This window comes from Terribacillus saccharophilus, from assembly GCF_046592595.1.
Classification (GTDB): domain Bacteria; phylum Bacillota; class Bacilli; order Bacillales; family Amphibacillaceae; genus Terribacillus; species Terribacillus saccharophilus_C.
On sequence record NZ_JAWVPF010000008.1, the window covers coordinates 183,570 to 205,799 of the forward strand.

The window sequence follows — 22,230 nt, forward strand, 5'->3', positions numbered from 1 at the left end:
ACTTAATAAATCGTACGAGGCTTCTATAGATAAATTAGCAAAGTTAATTGTTTTTACCTCCTATGTCAATAGTAACTTTTGATAATCCTATTATTTGAAAAACCTACGTAAATTTCCGAGAACCTGAAATCTTGATAGTATTTTAAGCGTTTCTTCGTGCTGATCTGACTCTTTTGGCATGAAATTATTGGATACTACTACAGATAGCATTTCTAGGCATGAAAACAGTCTATAAAAATTTAATGGTATATAGTAATCTCTATTATATCCATGTAAAATACTATGACGGTTTAAAGTAAAATCCGAGCCAGATTTATATAAATAATCTAAACCATACTTTTCGAAAGAAACAAACATATCCATTGCTTCATCCGCTTTTATTAAAAGCTCGTCATTCATATAATCACTAGGGAGAATTTGATTAATTTTATTTTCATAATCATAAAGTAAAACATTATCTCTCCATGTTTTCTTTCGGTACTTTATAGAGGTTTCAAATGCACTCGATGAACCATGCTTATTATATAAAAGTGAATGTTCATCACAAAATTCTCTTGCAATGCCCTCTAATATTGTAAGTAACAAAGTTATTGCGGCAGCGGTTTTTCCTAATAAAAAACATCCAATTGCTTCTTCGACAAGGGATATATATTTTTGAAATAAAGTAATTTCACGATATGTACTTGTTAATTGTGAAGCGAAATATATAGGAGTATAGGTTGACTTGTATAGAATTTCTACATCATCTATTTTTGTTATTTTAATCATTTCATTAATAATACGCTTTTGAATATAGGGTGGAATTACCCAATTGTAATCCTCTAATAGTTTCTCGCCAAATGTTTTACTTAGAGACAGTATTTCTTCAGGTGACTGTAAGGGAATTACATATTCTTCTGATTCACCTTTTCTAATATTTAATGATTTGAAACTAGTTGTTCTTCCCCAGTCTCTTATTTCTATTAAGTTATTTTCTCCGAATTTATTTTGCATTTCTAATTTAAGTTGATCATTCGGTAGATTTTTATTTTTAAGTACATTTTTATAATATAAGTAATAACTATTTAATACTTTTACACTCATATATATTCTCCTGATATTAAATTATTTACTTTTCTTCAAGTTAGATTACATGCAAGATGGTTATAATTATGTCCTGCTTTTCTTCACGAATTCCAAATGAAAAAGGCTCTACTTCCAAGAAGTAAAGCTTTTTCCATATGTAATTATTAATTTAAATTATTCGTCAAGTTATATTTAGTTATTAGTCATCATTCTTATAATACTTTATAAGAGTCATTAAACACATGATTACTTCTTGATGCTTGATATACATAAACGTTTTTAAATCCCGTTCTACCACCGTTTTTGAAACACTTATTCACAATTGACGTATTATGATTTGTGTTAGTCGTAGAAAACACATTCAATTGAATATAATTCTTGCTAAGTGCATGGGTTTTTTTTCTTATTTCTTTAATAAACTCTGGATTAAACGATCGATTGCTGTCTATCTCATTCCCACTTTTAATGATAATAGTGGGAAGTTGAATTTTGTCTGATGGAATCTGTTCATCAGTAATATTGTAGGTATCAATTAAGACTAAATTTAATTCCTTAGAATCATGATCCATATTTCTTTCGGTCAGAACAACTGGTAGTACTTTTTCTTCTACTTCGTCTACAAGTGTTTCATGAAATGTATCCTTTAATAGCAACTTGTATTGTAAGTATATAGGTACTCTAACTAGACTGACTTTTCCGTATCCAAGCCCCTTACTAGCTAACCAAAATACCCATATTGGATACTTGTTATATTTGTCTGCCGTATTGAATTGCTTATCTTTATTAGCCTTTGTCCTCCATATATAAATTAATATGGAAAAGATAATACCACAAATAATAGATATTATTCTTTCATTACTAATAATGCTTTTTAAAATTTCATCAAACTTTGTTACATCTATTGTTAATAAAGAAAGCAATCCATAAAAAATCTTCTGAATAGGATAAAAGATACCTATTAATGCTGGTAACAAAATTATAGAACATTGTAAGAGAACTTTCTTCACTATCCCTAGCACCTCTAATCAGTTACTATACTGATGGAATTAATTTTTTTGTTGCATTTTTTGATTGGTATTCTTTCCATTCGTTATAATATTTTGTGATGATTTCTCTTTCCTCGGCGTATTCTTTTCTGCTCATAACGTTTCTATATTCAACTATCTTCTTATGAAGAGGACACTTTGTTACTATACGATTACATCCGCAGGGGCAAATGTTTTTATTTCCTTTATTGGATTTAAGACTCAGTATCTCTAGTAAATCAATAACTTGTTGGACATTATTAAGGTCAAATACCTCTAAATAATCTTGGATAATTCCTAATGTACCGTGATATAACTCACCAAATACAAAGTTGTCCTTCCCTTGAAGTTTCAATGCAATTGCAAAAAAGTAAGGAACTACGCAAGTCTGAATGAAATCTTCCAATGTAGGATTGTCCTTTATTCGTTTCTTTAAGCTCATAGGCGATCCTAAACATAAAGAAGAATCTGCATACACATGATAATCTGCGATCTTAGGGAATCTCTCATCAAGTTCATAGACGATAGGGATATCTCTTGGAAAACTCTTAGGAATAACAACTTTTAGCTGAAATTCATCCTTTATATTCCCATACGAATCATCTTGAATATCAAAAGATAAAACCCCTTGTACTATAAACGCTTCTTTATTTGAAGGAGCTAGAGACATTTGAGGATGTGCTTGCAGAAACTTTTCAAGTTCTTTAATATTTATGTCCGTCACCCCCAAGGTTTTGGTGGATTTTTAGGTAGGGAAGTTACAATTCTAGGTTTTTCTTTAGTGGGTTGTGAATTAACTTTTAGAAAGTCAGTATCTATATTCATAGAGAACTTATTATTTAAAATTAAACTAGCAGTTTCATAGCTTTTAGTTTCTAATAAGTTGTTAAAGTCAACCCTTGCTTGTAACAACCAATTTTTGAAGTTCCCTTCTAAATCTAATTCTTGTCCTTCTGGGGTATCCCACCTATCAGTGAAATCTTCATTAGGATTCACTGGATTCGGTACTCTGGGACCGCTTGTGTTAATATATGATGGCATATTTTCCAATAGGTTTAAAATTGCTTCTTCTAAATTTGCTTCTCCATTGAAGGCTCTAGCTGCCAATGTTGTTATTATAATAGAAATTGGTTTGCTCTCATTATCCCCAAACATGTTATCCCGATGCCTTTTTAATAATTGAATACACCTTTGCAGTATTGTTTTTCGATTGTAAAGTGGAACTGGTGTTATCGAAGCACTATTAAAGATTCTTGATTCATCTGTTGTCATTCGACTCTCAAACCATTTCAAGTAACCTTGAGGATTACTAATATTCCAATCTGGTGTTATAATGCTATAATTAGCATTTCGATCATCAGTTATATTTATTGCAGCATCCACTACGGAGTTATTTAGAGACTCCGAATAATTAAAAACATCTTCTAACTGCTTCTTATAATCACCTTGATTAACGTCATTTAATGGAATGCAGGGTACTATATCTAAGTGGAATCTTATTTCATCCATGTACTCTAGTCTCCAACAACGGTGCTTCTCTTCTAATTCTTTTTTAATACCTTTTGCAACCCGATAATCTTCAAGCTCAGCTCCAACCTTCTCTTTTAACTGCTCTTGCGAAAAAAGAGATTTAAAATTAGAGATATTGATTTTACATCCCATATCTAAGTCATACTCTTCTTTATCGTTTATAGGTTTTATGGTAGTACCTAACGCAAAAGAACCTTGTGGGAAGATGTCTATATCTACATCTTTAAATGAACTACCTTCTCTACCAAACCATTCGCCCAATGACTTATATCTTTGGATTGTTTTCTCTACAACATAATCAGGTAAATCTAATTCATTAATCATTTCAACTAAAACACTTTTCTTATGCGTTGTTTCTGGCACTACATATCACCTCTACTAATGGATTATGTTACCAATTAAATACACTAAATATAGTAACATAGAATGTTTGTTCCTACAATATGTAGGTTTAACTTTTATTAATCTTTTGATAATAGCTTTTTTTGTATAGATTTTTCTAGGAAAAGGTAATCATTATCCACTTTATGGTACAATCAGATTTTGAAGTAGCTTATTGAACAAACAGGGCAGTAATGTTTTAGAAGATAATCATTATAACTGTATATATTTTATAATGTGAAAATGTTTAAAGGGGGTTGTTCGAATTGGAAATTGAATTTCTTGGAACAGGTGGTGCAATAACGATACCACGACCACTTTGTAAGTGTAATGTGTGTTTAGAGGCAATAAATAAAGGAGTACCATTTAGTAGAATGGGTCCAAGTATATTTGTACATGGTCCTAATTTATTGATAGATACACCAGAAGATATTTACCATCAAATCAACCGTTCTACCATTGATAATGTTAGCGGGATTATATATTCCCATTGGCACCCAGACCATGTTATGGGAAGAAGAATTATAGAATCTATCAGTGCGGATTGGATTAACTATCCCCCTCATCATAATAAAATAGAAGTTTACCTTCCTGAACAAGTAGATATAGATTTCAAAGCATTTCTTGGTAGTAGTGACCATTTAAACTTTTTTGAATCACAAGGATTTGCTAACATAAATCGACTAAATGATGGAGAGAATTTAGTCTTGAACAACACAAAAGTTTTTCCATTTAGATTGGCGGAGGATTATGTTTATGCTTTTATAATTGAAAGCGATAGTAAAAAAGTGCTTATTGCTACTGATGAGTTGAATAATTGGAAACCAAATAAGGATGTAATTGGTGTCGACCTCGCTATATTACCAGTAGGTATATTCGAATTTCATCCATTAAGCGGCGAAAGATTATTACCCGAAGACCATCCTGTTTTTAAGGAAGAAGCAACCTTTAATGAAACATTAGAAATTGTCAATACTCTTGATGCTAAGCATGTTATCTTAACGCACATCGAAGAACCGAATGGGTTGAGTTTTAGTGAATTTAAAGAGTTAGAAAGGAAGTTGAAAAGTTCTGGTTTAAATGTAGAGTTTGCTTATGACACGCAATTGGTAAGAGTTTAATTTTTTAAGCTAACGGGTAGCTTTAGTTCAATAACGAGGCGCCCACTTTCTTATGGAGGTGGCTGTTTTTTATACTTAACAAAAAAATTAGCCATGATCATATTAGATTTTAGAAGACCTATTTTATAGTTATTACTATAAAATAGGTCTTCTGTGTTATTTAAAATTATTGAGTTCGTACTTCAACGATCAGATATGTGAGCCTAGGGTAGGTTAAGGATAAATAGGAGATTTATACACAATGTGAAAAGGTGGTTTTAATGAAGAGTAACGTGAAAAGTTGAAAATCAATAGTATACATTAATAGTACACAATTCGTAGTTAACTAAATAAGTCCACTTTACCGGCTGTTTCCAAATAAACATTGCTGATACGATGCTGCATATATGGATAACGCCGGAGAGTACGTTTGGAAGAAACGGCACTTTCACCGTCAACATGGGATGATAGCGAGATTTGTAAAGCAATACTCATCCTGCTTCGTTTTAATCAAAAAGTAGATTTTTTCGTTATCTTCATTCATGACATAATCATCAGCATCTGTCTTATCATAATCACTTGGAGGAATGATCTTACCGATATCTGAGAGGCCTAGAGCATCGGAAGCTAGTTTCTTAAACATAATTTAACCCTTTCCGCTATGCAGCATGTGATATACTAATTTTAGCAATTTTGACAGAAGACAACCATATTTTTTTGTTAAATGGTGCATCTGTACTAATTCAAAAAAAGAAAGGCGGAAATACATGAAGGAGACATTAAGACCTATGCCGCAGACAAACAGGCTGCACTGGATAGACGCGGCAAGAGGGGCAGCAATACTCGGCATTTTCATGGTGAACGCACCTTCATTCGGGTCTCCTTACTATATGCCAGGATTTGACTCCCCTGAATGGGATTCACCACTTGATACTTTTTTGTTGGGCGGCATCGATATATTTTTCCAAGCTAGTTTCTATACGTTATTTTCCATATTATTTGGATTCGGAATGCAGCTTATATTCGATAGCCGAAAACGTGACGGCATCAAGCCGGGTTGGTTCCTAAGCAGAAGGATGATCGTGCTGCTTGGTCTGGGAGCAGTACATGCATTTCTTATTTGGTATGGTGACATTCTCTTTACATATGCGATTCTAGGATTATTGCTTATTCCTTTTCTTTACACACCAAGATGGGTCTTGCTGACGATGATCCCGGTTTTGCTTCTCCCGGTGGTCCTGCTGTTTACCGTATTATATCTAGCAGCATCGATGTTCGAGGAAGGCATGGAAGAAATGCTGGTCAGTTTGAATGATATACCTAGCAAAATTGCAGCTTATAGTAATGGAACATACATTGATATCTTGCAGCAGAATCTAGCGGATTGGTCAATGAATGGCGTTGGCGGCATAATCCTCAACGTGTTCTTGCTGCTCCCATTGTTGATGCTAGGCGCATACCTTGCTCGTGTGAAGCTGTTTCATGATCCGGTGTCCAATCGCCGCAAGCTTATTTGGTTTACGGTCATAACAGGCTTTCTATTTCTGGTCTTTAAAGCTGGACCGTATTTGATTGGTGCACCCTATTGGCTGAGCATTGTTCAGGACTCTATTGGCGGACCAGCATGCGCGTTGTTTTATCTCTCCTTGATAACGCTCGTTTCAAATCTGCCTGTTTTCAGCTGGATTGCACGTCAGTTGAGCTATGTTGGACGCATGTCTTTGTCCAATTATTTGTTCCAATCGGTATTGATGTTCGTCTTGTTCTACAATATCGGGTTCGGTTTATATGCGGAGTTCTCCTTGTTAGGTTTTGTGTGCTTTGTAGTCGGTGTCTTCATTCTCCAAGTGATGATGAGCAGAATCTGGTTCCGTTATTTCACCTTCGGACCGATTGAATGGCTGTGGCGCATACTGACGTATGGGAAAATTCAGCCGCTTCGGAAGAAAAACGAACAGCGTGTGTCTTGATGCGGTAAATATGGGAATCATGGTATGATGTACGGGTACATAATAAAAGGAGGCGCACCATGGACGGAATGATACTTACACATATAATCGGCTGGGGACTGGGTCTTTTGCTCTTCTTCTTTGCGCTTGTTCTTTATAGCGAGAGGAAAGTAAAGCAGGCAACAATTCCGCATATGATCCTTCGGCTTGATTACCTGCTTATCCTGTATACAGGTTTTGTACTGTTATGGAGATATTTTGATGCATCTGGATCTTCCTTTACTGTCCAAGCAGTCATCAAGGGTATTGCCGGATTGATTGTCATCGTCTGCATGGAGATGATCCTTGTGAAACTGAAGAAGGAAAAATCCGCAAAAGCTTGGTGGATTATCTTCTTCATCGCGCTGGTGATTACATTATTGCTTGGCTTCGGTATCCTTCCGATGGGATTCCTGCCATAAACCTGCCTTCTTTGGCAGGTTTTTTTCTTTTGCTCACGTTTATCGCCGCTTTTCATATGTTGTAGAAGTAACGGCTTGATATATGACATAGGCGAGAAAAGGAGTAGAGCGGGCATATGTGCGGTATTACCGGGTGGGTTAATTTCAAACGAAATCTGGTGCAGGAACAACCTGTGATCCAGAAGATGGCTCAGACATTATCGAAACGGGGTCCGGATGAGTACAATGATTGGGGCGCACCACATGTCCTGTTCGGTCACCGGCGACTGATTGTGGTAGATGCTGCAGGAGGCAAACAGCCGATGCAGCACACTGATGAGCGCGGGACTTATACATTGATTTACAATGGTGAGCTTTACAACACAGAAGATATCCGGAAGGAATTGAAGCAGCGTGGATGGTCCTTTCAAGGACATTCCGATACGGAAGTGCTGCTGAAGAGTTATATCGAATGGCAGGAAGCATGTGTCGAAAAATTCAATGGAATCTTTGCATTTGCCATTTGGCACGACAAAACGGAAAGCCTCTTTTTTGCGAGAGATCGATTAGGCGTAAAACCATTTTTCTATATGGAACAAGATGGCGGATTGTTGATAGGTTCAGAATTGAAAGCAATCCTTGCTCATCCGGAAGTGGAAGCAGTACTTGATAAGGAAGGCGTTTCGGAGATTTTGGCGCTCGGTCCATCACGGACACCTGGCCATGGTGTTTTCAAAGGCATCAAGGAATTACGGGCAGCTCACATTGGAAAATTCGATCGGAATGGCTTAAAGCTGACTCGTTATTGGAATGTGGAAAGTAAAGAGCATACGGATTCAATAGAAGAAACTGCTGCAAAAGTAAGGGAACTGCTCACAGACTCGGTAATTCGGCAGCTTGTATCGGATGTACCGCTTGGTACCTTCCTCTCAGGAGGAGTAGATTCCAGCGCGATAACGGCAATTGCTGCGAACCACTATAAGGAAACAGGCAAAGGGCCACTATCGACATTCTCTATTGATTTTGATGGGAACGATACATTTTTCAAGAAAAGCGATTTCCAGCCGGCAAGTGACCAGACATTTGTAGAGAAAATGCAGAAGGCTTTTGGTACGAATCACAAGACATATGTAATGGATAACCTGTTATTAGCTGGCTTCCTGAAGGAAGCGACCATTCTCCGCGATCTGCCGGGTATGGCGGATGTTGATGCCTCTTTGTTCTGGTTCTGTGAGCGGATCAAGGAGAACGTTACGGTAGCACTGTCAGGAGAATGTGCAGATGAAATTTTTGGCGGCTACCCATGGTTTTACAGGGAGGATGACTTGAATAGAGAAGGCTTCCCTTGGATCCGCTCGGCTCAAGTCCGTAACAGTCTGCTGAAAAAAGAATGGCAGGAAGACCTTGATTTACATGGCTATATGCTTGATAGGTATCAGGCTACAATTGATGAAACGCCACTGCTGCCCGGTGAGGAAGCCGAAGCAGCGAAGCGAAGACAAATGTTTTACTTGAATATGCATTGGTTCATGCCTACATTGCTTGATCGAAAAGACCGAATGAGCATGGGAGCAAGCTTCGAGGCCCGAGTTCCGTTTAGTGATCATCGATTGGTGGAATATGTTTGGAATATCCCATGGGAAATAAAGACGTATGGCAATAAAGAAAAGGGGATACTTCGAAAAGCCCTCGAAGGAATCCTGCCGGATGACGTACTTTATCGGAAGAAAAGTCCATATCCTAAGACGCATAATCCAGTTTATACGGCTGCTGTCGTGCAGTGGATGGAAGAAATCCTCCGGGATGATGATGCACGATTATTCGACTTATTCGACCGGAAAGCTATTGACGCACTAGTCAAAAGCAAGGGGCAGGATGTGACTGCTCCTTGGTTCGGTCAATTGATGACTGGTCCACAGCTGCTCGCACATCTGGGACAGATCGACTTTTGGCTGCGACATAATGATGTAAAGATCCGGGTATGACGATGGGAGCTATTATTAGCTCCTTACATAATAAAACTATTTTCATTCGGAGTGATTTCAGCTATAATGATTCGCGGGCTTTGCGCAGGAATAGCTTTCAGCCGTTCTGTGCAAGCTTTTTAATGTATGGGACTTATGAGGAGGTACATAATTGTTCTATTTTGAAGTAAAACGTATCGTGGTCGTTATTTTCGGAGCTTTGCTCAATGCAGTGGCACTGAATTTCTTCCTGATACCTGCAAGTGTATATGGCAGCGGGTTTACCGGTGCTGCACAGCTTTTATTCGATTTCTTTTCACAGGTACTTGGCATCACCTCGATTGGTACAGGGATTTGGCTTTTCATATTGAATGTTCCAGTAGCTATCCTAGGCTGGATGAAGGTGGGCAAAGGTTTTACGATTTATAGTCTCTTTTCGGTTGCTTGTATGACAGTCATGCTGGAGCTGCTTCCGATTCAGGCTCTGTCGGATGATATTATCTTGAATGCTGTATTCGGCGGCGTTATTGCCGGTGTCGGTGTTGGTCTGACGCTGAAATGGGGAGCATCTACCGGAGGTATGGACATCGTGGTCATGATTCTATCCCGTCTGAAGGATAGACCGGTTGGTACGTATTTTTTGCTTTTGAATGGCGTAATCATCATTCTTGCCGGTGTTCTCAATGAACCGGCGAATGCCCTATATACATTGGTCACACTGTATGTATCGACTCGAGTGATCGATGCGATTCATACACGTTATGAGAAGGTGACAGCGATGATTGTCACAACCAAATCGGACGAGCTGTCGAAAGCAATTTATAATAAAATGGTACGGGGTATTACGATCATTCCAGTAAAAGGTGGGTACACACAGCAGGATAAAAATATGCTGATGCTCGTCATCACCCGATATGAATTATATGATTTGGAGCATATCATTAAAGAAGTAGATCCATCAGCTTTCATGAACGTTGTAGAAACAGCTGGTATCTATGGATTCTTCCGTAAAGATAAATAAAAGCTGAGGAGCATCCTTGCTCCTCAGCCTTTTTAATAGCCTGCTTCTTCCATGACAGCGACGACTTTCGCAGAAAGCTCGTCCCAATCTGCGTTAGGAAGCTTGTTGATTGTAATGAAATTTTGAAAACCGAAAACATTATCGACACCCTCAACTGTCATCAGCTGATTCATGATGTCGTATTCGCTCGTTTGTCCAGGCATGACAGACACACTGCCGTTGCCTTCAAAGATAATTTTATCAGTAGTGAATTTCTTTGCGTTTGGATTCGGTGTATTTTCCACTCTTATACTCATGCTATTGCCCTCCTAGCGTCCATACTTACCACTATCATAGCAGATAGGGAACGAATTAAAAAGCGTGAAATAACTTGCTTAACCAGAAACGTGTATGGGTAGTGAAAGAAGAAGAGGAGGAATTCGGAATGTTACTTCGTGTTCTGTGGATTGGCAGTTTAACAGGCGTCGTGCTATCAGTCTGGATGTATTTTTGGCAGCAAATTACTACTGTTAAAGTTTACACATTACTACTGAACGTCGATTTCATTCCGCTTATCCGACAAGTGGATTGGAATGGATTTATGCTGAATCTCTTTCATATCATTATTTCCTGGGCAATTGTCCTGGTTTACTTCTGGTTGAGGAAAAGATGCCGGATAGGCAGATGGATGATCGGTATTGGATTAAGTATCTGTGCGGCCTTTGTTTACTTTCCTTTGTCACTGGTTGCCAAACAGCCAGTACCTGGTGTAAACGATTGGTCAGCCATCATTATCTGGTTTGGCGGACACTTATTGTATGGTCTATTGGTAATAACTTTAACAGATATATTTTATAAAAGTAAATTTTTAGGGAATCAAAGCTGAAGGTTGTTGTTGTGATATAATCAACCTGCAATCTTAGCTAATACACCAAGAGTTAAGTGCTTAATAAAGATAGAGGTGTGTTGATTGAAGAAGTACCAAGAGATATTTACGGCAAAAATCAATGAAAGTTTTGCGATGTTTAAGCAGCAGGACATGATACGAAAAGGAGATTTGTATCAAATTGTCCATCAAATCAAAGGAACAGGTGCATCTATAGGTCTAAATACCTTGTCGGAAGTGGCGGAGGATCAGCTGCACCTTATAGCGGAACTAGAAGGGGAACGTCTGCCTAAGGATAATTGGATGCCGATAATAGAAGCAATCGAAGCAAAAATGCAGCAGCAGGCAGAACTTCCTTCCAGACCCAGGGAATTCATCAGACAGGAGCCTGTGCTGCTGATATCCAGTAATAATGACTGGCTCATGCGAGCGAGAGAGCGTATTGAAAAGGAAGGGCTTCAAGTAATTGTAGCGGCGGACAAGGAACGCGCAATTGCCCATCTTTATGATGCACATCCGCTTATAACGTTGATAGATGGCAGCTGGCGAGATCATATCACGAAAGAAGATACTGTTTATGTTCAGCAGAAAATGTTCTCTTTAATAATGTTTATTGGCGGAAATCTAGACTTTGAGGAAAAGCAGCGATACTTCCGGAATGGCATCACAGACATAATCGATCAACATGAAGTGGATGAATTGGTGATCGAACTCATTTTTAACCGATTAAAACTTTTGGATACGATGGAGCAGCGAGTCGTTGTCGATCCGTTAACACAAGTATATAATCGGTCATTCTTAGCGAGCTTTCCGGCTGGACGCGAGTCAGAATTGACTTGTGCGGTGCTTGATCTTGATAATTTCAAACAAGTGAATGATACATATGGTCACGCTAGCGGTGATATTGTGCTGCGTAATTTTGCTGCTTTTTTGAAAGGTGCTGTGAGAGAAGAGGATTATGTAGTCAGGTTTGGAGGAGAAGAGTTTCTTCTTTTAATGCCAGGTATTACATCCGAACTTGCAGCGAACCGCTTACGTGAAATTCTGGAAGGTTTCATGCACAAGACGCATGAGCTAGCGCAGACAACTATTTATGCATCCTTTACAGCAGGTGTGGCATCGAAAGTAAATGATGAACGATTCTCGCTGGATGAGCTGATTGAACAAGCAGATCAAGCGCTGTATTTCGGGAAACGTAATGGGAAGCAGCAAGTGAATGTATACGAATCATGTCAGCATCAAATGGAAGAGGGTCCCTACAAAACACTTTATCTATCAGTAGTAGATGATGATAGGATTATACGCTCTTTGCTTTCTGATAGTCTGGAAGGATTGCGGATGGATGGATACCGTGTCCAGCTCAAGGCATTTGCAGCCGGCAGCTCCTTACTTGAATCCGATTGGATTAGACAAGCGGGCAAACACATTGTCCTCCTTGATGGCGTCATGCCGGATATGGATGGACTCGAAGTGCTGACAGCTTTACGCACCTATTCGAATGAGAAGAATGTGTTTGTCATGATGCTGACAGGCAGACAGGATAACCAGGATGTAGTGAAGGCACTAGAGCTTGGGGCGGACGATTATATGACCAAACCATTCCATGTCGAAGAAGTGGCAGCAAGAATTAAAAGGCTGACACTGCGCACCTAAGAGAGGAGAAACAAAATGGCGAAGATATTAGTGGCAGATGATGAAGAAGTATTGCGTATGTTAATTACTGACACATTGGAAGATGAAGGTCATGAGATTGAAAATGCAGCTGATGGAAACGAAGCGCTGGAAAAGATGCAAGCAAACCACTTTGATTTGGTGATCCTGGATAATATGATGCCAGGAAAGACAGGTATCGAAGTAGCCCAGGCACTTTCAGCGGAATGGAAGCAGAATTGTCCTATCATTATGCTGACAGCAAAGACGCAGCAATCTGATATCGAAGAGACGAAAAGAGCGGGTATACCTTATTATATGGCCAAACCGTTTAGTCCTGCGCAGCTGATTTTATTAGTAGAGGATATTCTCGATGCCTAATTACTTCCGAAAATCGATTAGGCGGCAATTCCTCTATATCCTATTCTTTGTTCTGCTCGCTACGTTGGTAGGCATAGCTGCCTTCTTTTATATGCATTATTCCACGAATAAGGAATATGAACAGGAGCGCAATATTCTTGTTGAGAAGCGAGGCGTTCTGCAGAATATAAAGAATGATTTCACTGATATGGTATTTCATATGCGGGGATATGCCCTTTATACCAATGAACAGGAGAGGCAGAATGGAGAGAGGTCCCATGCTTCTTTGGTGGATAACCTTAATGAGCTGGAAGCGTTCGAGCTCTCCCAGCAGGAACGTGAGAACCTTGCTCGTCTGCAGGATTTTGAGGCTTTATATTGGGATACTTATTACCCCCAGCTCCAGGAGGCTATTGCGTCTGATAACCTTGAGCAGATTACGGATAGTACTGCTAATGAGCGGATAACAGAAATCAATGATATTCTCCGTATCACAGAAAGTCTAAGGCAGTATAACGAGGATGCTGTAACCGAACTGCATAATGAATTCATGTTGGATAACACGAGGGAATCGTATATGCTGTTTCTCTTTGTCCTGCTGATCTTCGGTATTTTGTTATTCTTTAACCGGCAGTTCACACGGAACATCGGGAAGCCTTTATATGAGTTATCCCTTGCTTCCTATGATGTGGCTCAAGGGAAGGATGTAACACTTGCTCCGCTTGAGCGTAACGACGAAATTGGTATATTGTCGGATGCCTTCCGGGATATGGCGAAGCGGATACGAAATCGGGAACAAAATCTATCCGAAAAGAATACGCGTCTGACAGAACAGCAAGAACAGCTTGAGAGCTTTGTCAATGATCTGCGTAATCTGAATTGGGCATTGAATGAATCTTCCATGGTGTTGGTCCTCGACGATAAAGGTGTCGTCAAACAGGTGAATGAGAATTTCAGTTCGATTTCTCAGTATCCGGAAAAAGAACTTATTGGAAGGAATTTTCTTAGTATTGTCGCACATGAAGAGGATACATCTGAAATAAACAAGGCTTTTCCTGAGCTATTTAAAGGGCAGGCGTGGAGCGGCACGCTGGAGCATGGGAAAAAAGATGGGACTAGCTATTGGGTTCATGCAACAATCGTACCGTATTCAAATGAAGAACAGGTTTTGGAGCAGCTTATTGTAATCGAGCAGGATATTACACGAATTGTCGAGTCAGAGAGGATGCTCCGAGATTCTTTGCGAGAGACCGAGGAAACCAAAAAAGGCATTGAACGAATGAACCGTATGAATAACACATTATCAGTTACGATGGAAAAGCAAGCACTTCTGGATACAATCATCAAAGAACTTGCTGCACTTTATCAATATGACCACGGTGTCATATTCATGACGGAGACTCCTGAGTGGGCTGCAATTGGTGTTTCAAAACAATTTGATGAGCCGGTAGCAGCACATTTCCAGACTGTGATACAACGCCTGAAAGAAAACCCGGAACCATTTGTACTCGAAAGACAAGCAGATAAAGGGGAAGCTGGATACCGTGAAGCAGGTATGAGCGAAGATCTTCATATTCCAGTGCAGAACTCTTCTGGAGAACTGGTCGCTGTTTTTATCTGTACGAGATTCCAGCTGCCTTTCCGGGAGTCGGAGAAGAAAGAAATGAATTGGATCCTGAATAGACTCAGCTTATTCCTTGATAAGATCGAATCCTATGAGCTCACAGAATACAATAGACAGCTTAACCAGGATATCATCGATAATGTGAATGAAGGTATCCAATTTGTCAGTAAAAATGGGGATTTACTGCAGTACAATGCCAACTGGCAAGTATACCTGCAACTGGCTGCCGTACAATCCCGACGGGACGCTTGCAATGATTATGATAGCTGGATGGAATACAGCAAGACATACATTGAAAATAAAGAAGCATTTGAGGCATATGTGAAACAAGCTATTTTTGAAGAGGAACAGCCTGAGACTGGTTTGAGGCTTCGAGTGAGCGGAATGCAGAATAAAGTGCTGCTTCTCTATCATGTCGGCATCAAACGTCATGATGAGAAGATTGGTACCCTTTTCGTTTACCGCGATATTACTGCGGAATATGAAGTGGATCAAATGAAATCCAACTTGGTCAGTACGGTCAGCCATGAACTCAGAACACCGCTGGCTAGTGTGCTTGGCTATACAGAACTGATGATTACGAAGGATCTGAAGCCGGAACGCCAAGCGAGATATTTGCAAACGATTCATCAGGAAGCAACAAGGCTGACGAATCTAATTAATGATTTTCTTGATTTGCAGCGTATGGAAGCAGGAAAGCAGGAATATGTGAAAGAGAAACAGTCTTTCACCCCAATTGTGGAGCAGGTTATGGAGAACTTCCAATCTACAAACACAAACCATAATCTAGTTCTGCAGCAGAATAGTACCTACGATCATGTAAGTGTGGATCGGGATAAAATGATTCAAGTATTGACGAATCTGCTCAGTAATGCTATCAAGTTTTCCCCGGAAGGCGGAGATGTGGTTGTTTCTGTGCAGCAGCAGGAGCATCAGCTTTATGTCCATATTTCGGATGAGGGTATAGGTATACCAGATCAGGAACTCGGACGGTTGTTCCAGAAATTCAATCGGCTTGATAATTCCAGCAGCCGTAAAATCGGAGGTACTGGATTAGGACTTGCAATTTGCAAAGAAATCGTTGAGGCGCATGACGGAAAGATCATGGTTAGATCTGCCGAGGGGGAGGGCAGTGTCTTCACAATTGTGTTGCCATTGGTTGAAGCAGATAAGTCCTCCTTGCCTGATGTCGAACGCGGCCGCCAAATTATTCTGCTTGAGGATGATCGCAGTTTGGCGCTCCTTCTGGAGGATGAACTGAAAGATGCCGGCTTTTCCGTAACCAGATTTGTTACAGGAGAAGCGCTGATCAAACAGCTGTCACAAATAAAGCCAGCAGCATTCGTAATCGATTTGATGCTTGGCGATGGTGTGGATGGCTGGGATGTCATTCATGAAATAAAACAAGATCCAGAACTGCAGCACATTCCAATTTTCATTTCTAGTGCTATTCAGGAAATGGACAAGGCAAAGCACTATCACATCAATCATTACTTGATCAAACCATACCCGCCTAATAAGCTGTCGACAGTCATCTTGCAAGCTATCCTGCAGCATGGAAACAAAGGAATTATTGCATTTAAAAAAGAAGAGGAATAAGGAAGAGGCAGATCCGTAAGGATCTGCCTCTTTTTGTTACTGGTCGAGCTTTTGCTCGAAGTCCTGCAATTGCTGCTTTTCTTCACCAGTTGCATCGTTGTATGCAGATTGAATGGCCTCATGCGCTGTTGCAGAGTCATCCTGGCTTGGCTTATTTGTCAAGCCCTGCACTTTTTGCTTGGCTCTCTCGAAGAAGTTTTCCATCCTAAAACCCTCCATTATGGCTTTCTGATTGATGCTTCTTCACACTATCGCTGAAGCGTTCACGGTAGACAAAAACATCGTCATGCTGCCTAACCGATTGCGCTCCTTGACTTGTGAACCGTTTTGATTTACTCCTCTTACTCATTCGTTACCCCTCCGAACGTCTAAAGAAGTAAAAGCATAACCGGCTTTACCCGATTACGCTTTTAGTTTGCTCCTTGCACGAAGGAAGTATGAATTGTAAAAATTGTTAATTAGCCGGTACTTCCAGCTTCAAATAAGAGTGTAGGAAGGATGCGATGCCATCCTCCATATTCGAACCTGTTGTATAGTTGGCGATTTCTTTCAATGGTCCGATTGCATTACCCATTGCAACTCCTGCGCCAGCATACTCGATCATTTCCAAATCATTGTCTTCGTCACCGAAGGCGATGATATTTTTCTGTGGAATACCATAATAATGTGAGATCTTTTGCAGACCAACTGCCTTGCTCAGCCCTTTGCGGATGATCTCGATGATGTGATATGGTGCACCCCAGCGTCGATGCTCAATTACTTCAGCGTGCTCTTTTTCGAGCGTCTCCCGAATGGAAGCAACTTGGTTTTCATGCGGATAAATAAGCAGGGAAGTTGGATCATCCTGCAGCGCCTGCGTCAGGCTGCCGACTTTAATCGGATCATCTTCTTCCTCCAAATGAAACAAATCCAATAAGTATTGGTCAAAGCGATCGATATAAACATCGTCCATCACTTCTGCAATGATATTTTTTACATCAAGCTTATTGCATGTATCCACAATTTTGCGTGCCGTACGGACCGGCATCGGGGAGTGGACAGCGTCCCATTTTTTATCATCCGGATGATGGATGAGGGCTCCGTTGAAATTCACCATCGGGGTTGTAAGCCCGAGTTCACGATAATAAGCCAGGGAAGCACGGTGCGGTCTTCCTGTTGCGATAACGACGACATGACCAGCATGTATTGCTGCCGCTATGGCTTGCTTGTTCTTTTCAGAGATATGTTTATCATCTGTTAAAAGTGTTCCATCCAAATCAAGTGCTATCAAATGTTTTTCCATTTATTATCACCTCTATATTGTACATTATAGTGTATCCTTCTCTTACGTATCTGTAAAGAAATCGTCAAGACGAAGGAGTATCGATTTACAAAAGATGCCTGGGCATACTAAGATGAAGCAGTAGGTAATGGAAAACGTAGAAGAGGATGAAGCAAATGATCGTCATTAAAGAAGAAGTCTGGAACGAGGTGCCTTTGCTTCGTATAGAACAAGCAGGTACCGAAGACCAGGAACTTCCTGTGTTTACATATTTCCATGGTTTCACAAGTGCCAGGGAACATAATCTCCCAATTGCGTACATGCTGGCAGCCAAGGGCTATCGTGTACTTTTACCGGAAGCTCTCCACCATGGTATCCGGGAAGATAACGTTAGCTCAAGCAAACGCCAAATGGAATTCTTCGCAATCGTGAAGGAAAATTTGCATGATTTGCAGCAGCTTCACCAGTACGCATCCGAAAAAGGATTGATACAGAATGATCGCTTTGCAATTGGCGGTACCAGTATGGGAGGTATCACCACTTGTGCGGCGCTGACACAATTTGATTGGATCAAAGCAGGTATGGTCATGATGGGCTCTCCAAAGATTGCGGCATTTGCCCGCGGGATGGTGGATGCAGTAAAAAAATCCGGCGTCGACATGAATATAGCAGATGAAGAATTGGAGCAGATGTTCAGCTCGCTTGAGAAAATTGATCTATCCCTGCATCCAGAGACAATCGGCGACCGGCCATTGTTCTTCTGGCACGGTGATCAAGATCCTGTCGTGCCATATATACATTCCCGTAGTTTCTATGAGGCACTGGAATATGAAGCCGCAGACCAGGAGCAGTTTACATATGTCACGGAAGCGGGAACTGGCCACAAAGTTTCCAGAAAAGCGATGCTCGCCGGAACGGCATGGCTGGAGAAGGTACTATAGCAGTTTATTTCTATTTTGACGAAAATATGTTTAAATAGATGCAGACAAACAGTTTCATGAACTGATATAAAGGAGGAGCAGGAATGGATCAAGCATTGGAAGAGAATATGCTCGGTGCTCTGGAAAACGTAATCGATCCTGAATTGGGAATTGATATCGTTAACCTTGGTTTGGTGTACGGAGTGGATATAGATGAAGATGGTACAGGTATCGTGACAATGACATTGACTGCAATGGGCTGCCCGTTGGCTGGCCATATCGAACAAGATGTCAAACGCGTTCTAATGGATATTCCAGAAGTGAAGGAAACGAAAGTGAATATAGTATGGAGCCCGCCGTGGTCTAAGGATCGCATGTCGCGCTATGCAAAGATAGCACTCGGTATTCCGGATTAATAGTAAGCCCTCTTGCTCGGCAAGAGGGCTTTTTTTGCACACAGGACTCTTCCCTGGCATAGGCTGTGGGTGTAAAGGGGGAGTGTTCATCGTGACGAATTCTTATGAACAAACGTATACGCAATCTCATCATATGATGGAAATGTGCAGGCAGCACAAAAATCAATATGTCCTTATTCAGCTGATGGATGGCTATCAGATGGATGGGATTGTTTTGGATGTGGATGACGAGTATGTCCATCTCGCAATACCAGCAGATGAGCAGTATGATTTTGTAGAAGAGGATGACGACGACGATTACCGCAATCCATTTGGATACCCGGGGTATGGATACGGGTATGGATATGGATATCCAGGCGGACGTTTTCGCCGGCTGGTTTTACCGCTTGTTGGTTTGGCAGCACTTAGTCTTATTCCGTGGTAAAAGAAAAAACCTTGCCAGATGGCAAGGTTTTATTCGTGTTCTTCTCCGTTTGGAAGGACTGCAGATACAATCCATACACCAAGACTGAAGATGATTGTCATAACGATAACTAGTGACATATCGTATGGATCACCGGACATGCTCGTCAGTACAAAAGCTGCGACAGCACTAAGGACGAAAGCCCAAATAATTGTTGCGACAAACCGCATTAGTATCACCTCTATCATTCACACATATACTTCTATCATAGCAGGTTCCGCTCAAAAAGAAAATGATTCTTGTGCAAATCCTCACATGATAGGAGAAGTGAATTTCATGCATTTCCTCGTCAGTCAGTGTTATTCCTGGGAAGGGTATCATCTAGTGCAGGCATTATTGGAAGATGGTCATGAAGTATCAGGTCTGCATGGGCAATCCTTAACAGACAAAGAGACACATTTAAGTATGTACATCGGACGTCATGCGATGTTCCGCGAAGGAATGAGAAATACAGATTATAAAGCATATATCAGTTTCTTCGGAGCAGTGGATAAAAGTATTGAAAATAAATCCAGCATAGATATCTGTTATGCTGCAGACGATACCCCAGAACGTGAAAAACAAATTATGTTACCGATTTTATACGGTGAATGGATGCCAAGGGATGAGGAAGCAGTTGAATGGAATGGCAAACGAATACTATTTGATGATGAGTACTTCCAAAGAAATGCGCTCCCGATAAAACCTGTGATGCAAACAATCAGCAAGCTGCTGTCAGGAAATGAAGATATCGACAACTATCGCTTTTATTCAAAAGAGGTGTGTCCGGAGCAGGAAGATCGAGCAGCTATCGCTCTCACACGTAATATAAAGGATGATTTATCTGCTTTACACAAACACTATGCACAATTCAGATTCTTTTATGGATAAACCTGCTCCGTCCAATCTTCATTTCTTTTTTATGAATTTTGCAGCGTGGTTTTTCAGGTGTTTTACATATGGAGAAAGCTGCTCATATGTTTCCATGATTGTACCTGCTGTCTCCATTAAATTGAATTCTTTTTTTTGTTCTTCTTTTTTTGATTCCGCTTGTTCCGGCACTGCATTCCTTCTCTTGCCAAAAAGGAATTCATCCATACGATCGTCTCTTCTCATTATCGCACCTCCATAATCTACAGTATGTATGGAGACTGTATCTTGTCTATGTCTTCACCTATTTATTGGAAGGGAAGATATTTAGTTTTCACTTAAGAGCTTACAGAACAGAAAAAATACGTTACAATATATTTCAGATTAAGCACTTTATTATGGTCATCATTTTAAAACAGACCAGTCAGAACAGCTTCAGCATATCTTTATTGCTGAAGAAGGAGGAAACAATCGTATGGAAAAGAAAAGAGTAGTTGTCACGGGACTAGGTGCGGTGACACCAGTTGGAAATGACGCAGCTACAACGTGGCAGAATCTCTTGGAAGGTAAATCGGGTGTTGATGTCTTGACCCGAGTTAATAAAGATGATTACCCTGCAAAAGTGGCAGCGGAAGTAAAGGACTTCAACCCTGAAGATTATATGGAAAAGAAAGATGCGAAACGCATGGATCTTTTCACACAATATGCGGTAGCAGCGAGTAAAATGGCTGTGGAAGATGCGAAACTGGAAATCACAGAGGAAAATGCAAACCGTATTGGAGTATGGATCGGTTCCGGTATTGGCGGAATGGGAACATATGAAGAACAGTTTGAGAAACTAATGACAAAAGGTCCGCGTCGAGTGAGTCCATTTTTTGTACCGATGATGATTCCGGATATGGCTTCCGGACAAGTATCCATCCAGCTTGGTGCAAAGGGGATCAACTCCTGCTCCGTTACAGCGTGTGCATCCGGAGCAAACTCGATTGGTGATGCTTTTAAAGTTATCGAACGCGGTGATGCAGATGCGATGATCACAGGCGGATCAGAAGCGCCTTTGACAAAAATGGCTTTCGCAGGCTTCTCTGCTGCAAAAGCACTATCCTTCAATGATGATCCGAAAACAGCTAGCCGTCCATTCGATGCTAACCGAGATGGTTTCGTAATGGGAGAAGGAGCGGGTATCTTGATTTTAGAATCACTTGATTCCGCTTTGGAACGCGGTGCAACGATTTATGCGGAAATCGTCGGTTACGGAGCATCAGGTGATGCCTATCATATCACTGCCCCAGCTCCAGAAGGCGAGGGTGCTGTGCGTGCGATGCGTCAAGCAATCGAGGATGCAGGGTTGCAGGCAGAGGATATCGACTATGTGAATGCACATGGGACAAGCACAGAGCTTAATGATAAGTTCGAAACTGCAGCTTTGAAACAGCTTCTGGGCGACCATGCTTACCAGACTGCTATTTCTTCAACAAAATCAATGACAGGACATATGCTTGGTGCTGCTGGAGCAGTAGAAGCGATTATTTGTGTCAAAGCAATTCAAGAAGGCATGATCCCGCCAACAATCAATCAAACTGAGAAAGATCCGCTTTGTGACCTGGATTATGTACCAAACGAAAAGCGCGAGAAGAAAGTCCGTGCCGCTTTAAGTAACTCCCTTGGTTTTGGCGGCCATAATGCTGCACTAGTTTTCAAACAATATCAGTAATTTACAAAACCTCCTATTATAATAGGAGGTTTTT

24 protein-coding genes and 1 pseudogene are annotated in these 22,230 nt (G+C 40.5%); 14 read left to right on the plus strand and 11 right to left on the minus strand.

Translation table 11 applies throughout. The features are described 5' to 3' along the window. Positions 1-90 precede the first annotated feature (90 nt). From SFC25_RS14840 to SFC25_RS14855, 4 genes are all read right to left on the minus strand, one after another. Positions 91-1,083, minus strand: a complete 993-nt coding sequence (locus SFC25_RS14840) for a hypothetical protein (RefSeq protein WP_411216034.1) — start codon at positions 1,081-1,083, stop codon at positions 91-93. Positions 1,084-1,277: 194 nt separating this feature from the next. Continuing rightward, a complete protein-coding gene (locus SFC25_RS14845; RefSeq protein ID WP_411216035.1) occupies positions 1,278-2,072 on the minus strand; it encodes a hypothetical protein in 795 nt (264 codons plus the stop codon). Positions 2,073-2,097: 25 nt separating this feature from the next. After that, positions 2,098-2,814 (minus strand): hypothetical protein, encoded by a 717-nt coding sequence (locus SFC25_RS14850; protein ID WP_411216036.1) that lies wholly within the window; start codon positions 2,812-2,814, stop codon positions 2,098-2,100. After that, positions 2,811-3,983: a nucleotidyltransferase domain-containing protein gene (locus SFC25_RS14855; RefSeq protein WP_411216037.1), complete on the minus strand. Its 1,173-nt coding sequence runs from the start codon at positions 3,981-3,983 to the stop codon at positions 2,811-2,813. The genes SFC25_RS14850 and SFC25_RS14855 overlap by 4 nt, the downstream gene beginning before the upstream one ends. 284 nt (positions 3,984-4,267) lie before the next feature. On the opposite strand from SFC25_RS14855, the gene SFC25_RS14860 reads away from it, so the two are divergent. After that, on the plus strand, positions 4,268-5,122 hold the full coding sequence (locus SFC25_RS14860; protein ID WP_411216038.1) for an MBL fold metallo-hydrolase: 855 nt from the start codon (positions 4,268-4,270) through the stop codon (positions 5,120-5,122). Between the two features lie 330 nt (positions 5,123-5,452). Here SFC25_RS14860 and SFC25_RS14865 read toward each other — a convergent pair. Beyond that, positions 5,453-5,744, minus strand: a pseudogene (locus tag SFC25_RS14865) (PH domain-containing protein); the annotation flags it as partial. Positions 5,745-5,868: 124 nt separating this feature from the next. On the opposite strand from SFC25_RS14865, the gene SFC25_RS14870 reads away from it, so the two are divergent. From SFC25_RS14870 to SFC25_RS14885, 4 genes are all read left to right on the plus strand, one after another. Then, positions 5,869-7,071, plus strand: a complete 1,203-nt coding sequence (locus tag SFC25_RS14870; protein WP_411216039.1) for a DUF418 domain-containing protein — start codon at positions 5,869-5,871, stop codon at positions 7,069-7,071. Positions 7,072-7,130: 59 nt separating this feature from the next. Further along, positions 7,131-7,511: a DUF1516 family protein gene (locus SFC25_RS14875; RefSeq protein WP_411216040.1), complete on the plus strand. Its 381-nt coding sequence runs from the start codon at positions 7,131-7,133 to the stop codon at positions 7,509-7,511. Between the two features lie 116 nt (positions 7,512-7,627). Continuing rightward, the gene (gene asnB, locus SFC25_RS14880) at positions 7,628-9,475 is read left to right on the plus strand and encodes an asparagine synthase (glutamine-hydrolyzing) (RefSeq protein WP_411216041.1); all 1,848 of its coding nucleotides are present in this window, start codon (positions 7,628-7,630) and stop codon (positions 9,473-9,475) included. Positions 9,476-9,626: 151 nt separating this feature from the next. Continuing rightward, positions 9,627-10,475, plus strand: a complete 849-nt coding sequence (locus SFC25_RS14885; RefSeq protein ID WP_411216042.1) for a YitT family protein — start codon at positions 9,627-9,629, stop codon at positions 10,473-10,475. A gap of 32 nt (positions 10,476-10,507) precedes the next feature. On the opposite strand, the gene SFC25_RS14890 is transcribed toward SFC25_RS14885, so the two are convergent. Beyond that, positions 10,508-10,771: a NifU N-terminal domain-containing protein gene (locus SFC25_RS14890; RefSeq protein ID WP_366249278.1), complete on the minus strand. Its 264-nt coding sequence runs from the start codon at positions 10,769-10,771 to the stop codon at positions 10,508-10,510. Between the two features lie 128 nt (positions 10,772-10,899). Here SFC25_RS14890 and SFC25_RS14895 point away from each other — a divergent pair, with 128 nt between their 5' ends. From SFC25_RS14895 to SFC25_RS14910, 4 genes are all read left to right on the plus strand, one after another. Next, positions 10,900-11,340, plus strand: coding sequence for a hypothetical protein (locus tag SFC25_RS14895; protein ID WP_411216043.1), 441 nt, complete (start codon positions 10,900-10,902; stop codon positions 11,338-11,340). 84 nt (positions 11,341-11,424) lie between these two features. Continuing rightward, on the plus strand, positions 11,425-12,993 hold the full coding sequence (locus SFC25_RS14900) for a GGDEF domain-containing response regulator (RefSeq protein ID WP_411216044.1): 1,569 nt from the start codon (positions 11,425-11,427) through the stop codon (positions 12,991-12,993). 15 nt (positions 12,994-13,008) lie between these two features. After that, complete coding sequence (locus tag SFC25_RS14905; RefSeq protein WP_411216045.1) at positions 13,009-13,371, plus strand: response regulator transcription factor; 363 nt, start codon at positions 13,009-13,011, stop codon at positions 13,369-13,371. Next, positions 13,364-16,573 (plus strand): ATP-binding protein, encoded by a 3,210-nt coding sequence (locus tag SFC25_RS14910; protein ID WP_411216046.1) that lies wholly within the window; start codon positions 13,364-13,366, stop codon positions 16,571-16,573. Before SFC25_RS14905 ends, SFC25_RS14910 begins: the two co-directional genes overlap by 8 nt. Positions 16,574-16,609: 36 nt before the next feature. On the opposite strand, the gene SFC25_RS14915 is transcribed toward SFC25_RS14910, so the two are convergent. The 3 genes from SFC25_RS14915 to SFC25_RS14925 form a co-directional block, all read right to left on the minus strand. Then, on the minus strand, positions 16,610-16,777 hold the full coding sequence (locus SFC25_RS14915) for a DUF3813 family protein (protein ID WP_411216047.1): 168 nt from the start codon (positions 16,775-16,777) through the stop codon (positions 16,610-16,612). 1 nt (position 16,778) lies between these two features. After that, the gene (locus SFC25_RS14920; protein ID WP_170937469.1) at positions 16,779-16,922 is read right to left on the minus strand and encodes a hypothetical protein; all 144 of its coding nucleotides are present in this window, start codon (positions 16,920-16,922) and stop codon (positions 16,779-16,781) included. 105 nt (positions 16,923-17,027) lie between these two features. After that, positions 17,028-17,855 (minus strand): Cof-type HAD-IIB family hydrolase, encoded by an 828-nt coding sequence (locus SFC25_RS14925; protein WP_411216048.1) that lies wholly within the window; start codon positions 17,853-17,855, stop codon positions 17,028-17,030. A 155-nt stretch (positions 17,856-18,010) separates the two neighbouring features. Between SFC25_RS14925 and SFC25_RS14930 the strand changes: the two genes are divergently transcribed. The 3 genes from SFC25_RS14930 (at position 18,011) to SFC25_RS14940 (ending at position 19,594) form a co-directional block, all read left to right on the plus strand. Next, on the plus strand, positions 18,011-18,775 hold the full coding sequence (locus SFC25_RS14930; protein WP_411216049.1) for a prolyl oligopeptidase family serine peptidase: 765 nt from the start codon (positions 18,011-18,013) through the stop codon (positions 18,773-18,775). Positions 18,776-18,858: 83 nt separating this feature from the next. Beyond that, the gene (locus SFC25_RS14935; RefSeq protein ID WP_038559343.1) at positions 18,859-19,170 is read left to right on the plus strand and encodes a metal-sulfur cluster assembly factor; all 312 of its coding nucleotides are present in this window, start codon (positions 18,859-18,861) and stop codon (positions 19,168-19,170) included. Positions 19,171-19,261: 91 nt separating this feature from the next. Next, the gene (locus tag SFC25_RS14940; RefSeq protein ID WP_411216050.1) at positions 19,262-19,594 is read left to right on the plus strand and encodes a hypothetical protein; all 333 of its coding nucleotides are present in this window, start codon (positions 19,262-19,264) and stop codon (positions 19,592-19,594) included. Between the two features lie 29 nt (positions 19,595-19,623). Here the strand turns inward: SFC25_RS14940 and SFC25_RS14945 are convergent, their stop codons facing one another. Then, entirely contained in the window at positions 19,624-19,803 is a 180-nt protein-coding gene (locus SFC25_RS14945) for a DUF2929 family protein (RefSeq protein WP_411216051.1), read from the minus strand. Positions 19,804-19,909: 106 nt separating this feature from the next. Here SFC25_RS14945 and SFC25_RS14950 point away from each other — a divergent pair, with 106 nt between their 5' ends. Further along, on the plus strand, positions 19,910-20,503 hold the full coding sequence (locus SFC25_RS14950) for a hypothetical protein (protein WP_411216052.1): 594 nt from the start codon (positions 19,910-19,912) through the stop codon (positions 20,501-20,503). An 18-nt stretch (positions 20,504-20,521) separates the two neighbouring features. On the opposite strand, the gene SFC25_RS14955 is transcribed toward SFC25_RS14950, so the two are convergent. Continuing rightward, the gene (locus SFC25_RS14955; protein WP_411216053.1) at positions 20,522-20,728 is read right to left on the minus strand and encodes a hypothetical protein; all 207 of its coding nucleotides are present in this window, start codon (positions 20,726-20,728) and stop codon (positions 20,522-20,524) included. Between the two features lie 229 nt (positions 20,729-20,957). Here SFC25_RS14955 and fabF point away from each other — a divergent pair, with 229 nt between their 5' ends. Continuing rightward, positions 20,958-22,196, plus strand: coding sequence for a beta-ketoacyl-ACP synthase II (fabF, locus tag SFC25_RS14960; RefSeq protein ID WP_411216054.1), 1,239 nt, complete (start codon positions 20,958-20,960; stop codon positions 22,194-22,196). Positions 22,197-22,230: the final 34 nt, after the last annotated feature.